At 32.3% G+C, this 4,983-nt stretch carries 5 protein-coding genes; 1 reads left to right on the forward strand and 4 read right to left on the reverse strand.

The window, feature by feature from the left end; genetic code table 11:
- The first annotated feature begins 150 nt into the window (after positions 1-150).
- Positions 151-1,050 (forward strand): gliding motility-associated ABC transporter ATP-binding subunit GldA, encoded by a 900-nt coding sequence (gene gldA / locus ACK5ON_RS09145; RefSeq protein WP_396175936.1) that lies wholly within the window; start codon positions 151-153, stop codon positions 1,048-1,050.
- A 59-nt stretch (positions 1,051-1,109) separates the two neighbouring features.
- Here the strand turns inward: gldA and ACK5ON_RS09150 are convergent, their stop codons facing one another.
- The 4 genes from ACK5ON_RS09150 to metF all read right to left on the reverse strand — a co-directional run bounded on the left by ACK5ON_RS09150 (position 1,110) and on the right by metF (position 4,934).
- The gene (locus ACK5ON_RS09150) at positions 1,110-1,859 is read right to left on the reverse strand and encodes a head GIN domain-containing protein (RefSeq protein ID WP_409821857.1); all 750 of its coding nucleotides are present in this window, start codon (positions 1,857-1,859) and stop codon (positions 1,110-1,112) included.
- Positions 1,860-1,869: 10 nt separating this feature from the next.
- Positions 1,870-2,958, reverse strand: coding sequence for an acyloxyacyl hydrolase (locus tag ACK5ON_RS09155; RefSeq protein ID WP_409821859.1), 1,089 nt, complete (start codon positions 2,956-2,958; stop codon positions 1,870-1,872).
- Between the two features lie 121 nt (positions 2,959-3,079).
- Positions 3,080-3,928, reverse strand: coding sequence for a peroxiredoxin family protein (locus tag ACK5ON_RS09160; RefSeq protein ID WP_396175040.1), 849 nt, complete (start codon positions 3,926-3,928; stop codon positions 3,080-3,082).
- Between the two features lie 49 nt (positions 3,929-3,977).
- Positions 3,978-4,934, reverse strand: coding sequence for a methylenetetrahydrofolate reductase [NAD(P)H] (metF, locus tag ACK5ON_RS09165; protein WP_396175042.1), 957 nt, complete (start codon positions 4,932-4,934; stop codon positions 3,978-3,980).
- Between the last annotated feature and the right edge of the window lie 49 nt (positions 4,935-4,983).

Below are 4,983 nucleotides of genomic sequence, written 5' to 3' on the forward strand. Positions count from 1 at the left end.
AAATTTGCTGCTACAAATTTATAACCTATTCTTCTAAAGTCATCATAAGTTGGTTTCTATTCTTTTTATTTGGGTTAAAGTTTGACAAAAGATTTAATTTTGTTAAAAAAATCCTCCACTATTATTTACTTTTGTTCCAAATCGTGAAAAGTGTCAATAGAAGTTCAAAATATTTCGAAAAGTTATGGTGCTCAAAAAGCGCTAGACAATGTTTCTTTTTCTATCAAAAAAGGAGAAATCGTTGGTTTTCTTGGTCCAAATGGTGCGGGAAAATCTACTTTAATGAAAATTTTAACCACCTTTATCCATGCTGATAAAGGAACTGCTTCGGTAAACGGGAGTGATGTTTCTGAAGACCAAAAAGCGGTACAACTTTCTGTAGGTTACCTACCCGAACACAATCCATTGTATTTGGATTTATACGTTCGCGAATATTTGGAATTCAATGCTGATGTTTATAGAGTGGCAAAATCCCGAATTGAAGAAGTGATTCAGTTAACAGGTTTAACCCCCGAAAGTCATAAGAAAATTGGACAATTATCCAAAGGGTATCGCCAAAGAGTTGGACTAGCAACAGCACTCTTACACAATCCAGATGTCTTGATTTTAGATGAACCAACAACAGGTTTAGATCCCAATCAATTAGTCGAAATTAGAAATGTAATCAAAAACGTGGGTAAGGACAAAACCGTTTTTCTTTCTACGCACATCATGCAGGAAGTGGAAGCTATTTGCGACCGTGTCATTATTATTGATAATGGAAAAATTGTAACCGATAAAAAATTAAACAAATTAGTTTCTGAGGAAAAAGAACAAATCATAGAAGTGGAATTTGATAAAACTATCGATGAAACTTTATTGGCAAATTTAACAAACATTAAAACCTATAAAAATACTGTTGACAACATTTGGTTACTGACTTTCAATACCGAAGAAGACATGCGTCCAAAAGTATTCGACTTTGCTCATGACAATGGATTGAAAACACTTCAAATTAGTTTGAAAAGTAAAAATTTGGAACAGATTTTTAGGGAAAAAACTAAGAAGTAGTGTTCAGTAGCAGTTTACAATCAAAAAAACCGAAAACTGAGACTGTGCAAACTATAATTTTAAGGATAAATTACGTTCCCCTGATACAATACTTCAACATCTACAATAATTGGCACATGTTTCAAGATTAAATTCCCTGTACTGTTCAAAACACCAGTTACACTTTGGATAGGATTCACAATCATATCGTTTGAGCCGCGATGGTAAACACCAATATCTTGTGCAATTAAATTTTGAGCTTCAATTCTGCCATCGCCAAAATAGAAATTAAAATTGGCGTTAATCGTTTGTCCCGAAAGATAAAACCGTGATACATTATTATTGCCAATAGTCAGGGTGGAATTATTGATATTCAAGATAAAATCTCCTGTTCCAGCTCCGCTTTCGCCATCGGCATCTTTATCTAGCGACAAAACTGTCAAGTTTGTAAAACTCAAAACACCATTAGAACTAATATTCCTATCGGTTTTCGAATAGATTTCTTCCAATGTTGGCGTTGTGACTAAAATTTTGGTTTGACCATAATCCCGAACCCAATTGCAACTGGTATTGTCTTTGAAAATAAGTTGGTCACCATTTTGATTTACTTCAATATTATCAATGAAATTTTCGCCGGCAACAATTTGAACTTTGTATTCTGTTCCTTGCGTAATAATCACTTCAATGCCGCGATATACTTTTATTTTTTTGAAATTAGTTACAGGAATGTCTTTGGTAATAATTGTTCCCGAACTTTCGATGCAATCGCTTGGTTTTTCACAGGAATTGAAAGTAATGAATACGAATAGTAATAAAGATAACTTTTTCATGATTTTAATTTTAAATTCTATATCCAATTCCAAATTCCAATGCTTCAGCTAAAAAAAGGTGCGTTTTAATTGTAAATCCTAAAAATATTTTATCGGTAAAATAATATTTTATACCCACTCTATCATAAATTGGAATATCCTTTTTGAAAGGTTGATACACATAATATCCAAGTTGTGCTTCGAGAGAAATTCGGTTAATTATTAATTCGTGACCAATAAAAACTCCAATTCTTTTATAATCGGTGTTGGGGTCAACATTTTGATTTGGATAGGCAACTGAAAAATATTTTATGTATTCTTTGATGGATTGTGTTAAAAACAATTCGGCACCAAATTGTAGCGCTGATTTTCTATTCAATCTTTTGTCGGCATAAAACCCTATGTGATAAAAAGGAAATTGTCCGCTATTGACAATAGGGTTTTCATTGACACCTGTTCTAAGAATAACATTATATTTTATTGGTTCCTTGTATGATTTTTTGACTAGAGTTGTATCTGCAATTCGGTTAAAATCTTTCGAAAAATTATAATTAACACCAACATTTAAAAGGTAAGTATTAATGCCACTATTGGGCGATTTTACTCTTCCGTTGGAATAATGCGTAAATAAAATTCCGGCGTGAAAACCAATGTTTTTGAAAAGTGTTTGGTTATCATAGGTAAATCCGAAATTGGTATTTCCCATTAATTTACTGCCAAATGCTTTGTTTTTGCTGTTGTCCACTTTGTCATAAGGATTGGTAGTGAATGCAATTCCTTGAGAAATTTTGAATTGAAGTTGTCTTTTCCAAAAATAAAAATTATAAAAAGCACCTACAGCATAGTTTTGTCCCAATGGCTGGCTTTTAAAATCTTGATACAAAAAATAACCTCCATATTCAGGATAATTATAAGCTTGATGCCATTCTTTGGAACCGTCAGTTCTTTTGCCAAAATTAACCATTATCCCATCCGGATGACCATTTACTAGATGGTACATATCTTCTGTATGTGGCAAAGCATTTCCTCTTAACAGTGATACGTCTAGGGTGAAAGGATTTTTATTTTGGCCAAAAATCGAAAAAGAAAAAAACAAAAAAATAAGGTAAAACTTCCTCATTCAAAAAATTTAAGTCACAAATATAACTGAATATTTTAAGAAAACATTTTTAAAAAATCCTTTACAAAAAGAACTATTTTAAATTCTAAAAGATTGATTAGTTATTTATTTTAAAAAACATTTAATCTTCTTCAATTTGTGTTGCTGGACCAGCTTTTACGGCGTACTTCTTTGATTTAATTAGTTTATTGAGTGCCTCTCTAATTTCGTTTACTCGACCATTCATAGTTCCAAATTTACCGGTATAAACAATTTTTCTATTTTCATCAATGATCAAAGTTGTGGGATAGAATCGGATATCAAATCGGTCGGTTAAATGCTTACTATCGGGAACAATGGTATAATCAAATTTTAAACGTTCTAGAAAACGCTCTACTTTTTCTTTTGGGTCATAAGTCACTGCAAACCATTCAACTTCATCCATTTCAAATTCAGCTTTTAGCTTATTCAAATCGGGAATTTCTTTGATGCATGGACCGCAATTTATAAACCAAAAATCAATAAGTATTATCTTGTCTTTTAATGTTTCAAGTGAATGCACTTCCCCTTTTATATCCGTTAAAGTCAATTCGTCAATACCCGATTTTTTGAGTTTCTTGCGGTTTTTTTCATCGGCTTTGATGTAATCATTGAAATCTCTATTGGTTTCTCTTACTTCTGCTTTGTCACGTTTGTACAATACATAACTGAAATTATTGCTAATCGTATCACGATACAATTTTGTGCTGTATCGATACCCTTCTTTTGATTTAAAAACAGAATCAGAGTATTTTTGATTGAAAGTAGTTCCGTCTTCTAAAAACCATTTCGTTGTTTTTTGAATACTGTCTAATTTGCCAATATTATCATTTAAATACGTGATATATTCCTTTTCCTTTATTTTCTTGCTTGAGGCAGCTAAAAAGGAATATTCCTGAGCGAAAACCGTAAGTTGTAATCCTAAAAAAATAATCGATAAAACGTACTTCATTTTATGTAGTTTAAAACAATAACGATAAAACTATTAATTTATTGTTTCTTTAAAAAACTTCTTTCGCTATCGCCTTAATATTCTCGGCTTTTCCCATAGAATAATAATGCAAAACTGGAATTCCAGCAGCGACTAATTCTTTACTTTGTTGTGTACACCATTCTATTCCGATTTGCTTTACCGCGTCGTTATCTTTTGCTTTTACTACAGCCATAATCAAATCATCAGGTAATTCTAGTGAAAATCGATGGGGAATTAAATTCAATTGTTTCTTGGTTGCAATTGGTTTTAAACCTGGAATTATAGGAATGGTTATTCCGGCGGCACGAACTTTTTCTACATAATCAAAAAACTTTTTATTATCAAAAAACATTTGCGTAATAATATAATCGGCTCCGTTTTTAATTTTTTGTTTTAAGAAATGTATGTCGCTATCCAAACTTGGGGCTTCCATATGCTTTTCGGGATAGCCAGCAACTCCAATACAAAAATTAGTCTGCGCCGAGTTTTGTAAATCCTCGTCTAAATAAATTCCCTTGTTCAAATTACTAATTTGCAAGACCAAATCGGTAGCATACTCATTCCCATCCTTTTCTGGATGAAAATAGGTTTCGGTTTTCAGGGCATCGCCTCGAAGTGCTACTACATTTTCAATTCCGAGAAAATCCAAATCAATCAATAAATTCTCGGTGTCTTCTTTTGAAAACCCGCCGCACAATATATGTGGAATAGCATCTACAGCGTATTTATTCTGAATTCCCGCACAGATACCAACCGTACCTGGACGTTTCTTTACAATTTTTTTTTGCAACAATCCGTTTGGCAATTCTTTATATTCATATTCCTCACGGTGATAGGTTACGTCTATAAAAGGTGGATTGAATTCCATTAATGGGTCAATACTGTCAAAAATAGATTGGATGTTTTGTCCTTTTAAAGGAGGTAAAATTTCAAAAGAAAATAAGGGTTTTCCGTTGGCGTTGTCTAGGTGTTGTGTTACTTTCATAATTTTATGTTTATTGTTTATGGTTTATTGTTTGTGGTTTCTTAACTAT

It is taken from the genome of Flavobacterium sp. (assembly GCF_046317795.1).
In the GTDB taxonomy this organism is placed as follows: domain Bacteria; phylum Bacteroidota; class Bacteroidia; order Flavobacteriales; family Flavobacteriaceae; genus Flavobacterium.

Excerpts from the sequence above, each read along its gene's own strand:
- ACK5ON_RS09150 (WP_409821857.1), bottom strand. The coding sequence starts at position 1,859 with ATGAAAAAGTTATCTTTATTACTATTCGTATTCATTACTTTCAATTCC.
- ACK5ON_RS09155 (WP_409821859.1), bottom strand. The coding sequence starts at position 2,958 with ATGAGGAAGTTTTACCTTATTTTTTTGTTTTTTTCTTTTTCGATTTTT.
- ACK5ON_RS09160 (WP_396175040.1), bottom strand. The coding sequence starts at position 3,928 with ATGAAGTACGTTTTATCGATTATTTTTTTAGGATTACAACTTACGGTT.
- metF (WP_396175042.1), bottom strand. The coding sequence starts at position 4,934 with ATGAAAGTAACACAACACCTAGACAACGCCAACGGAAAACCCTTATTT.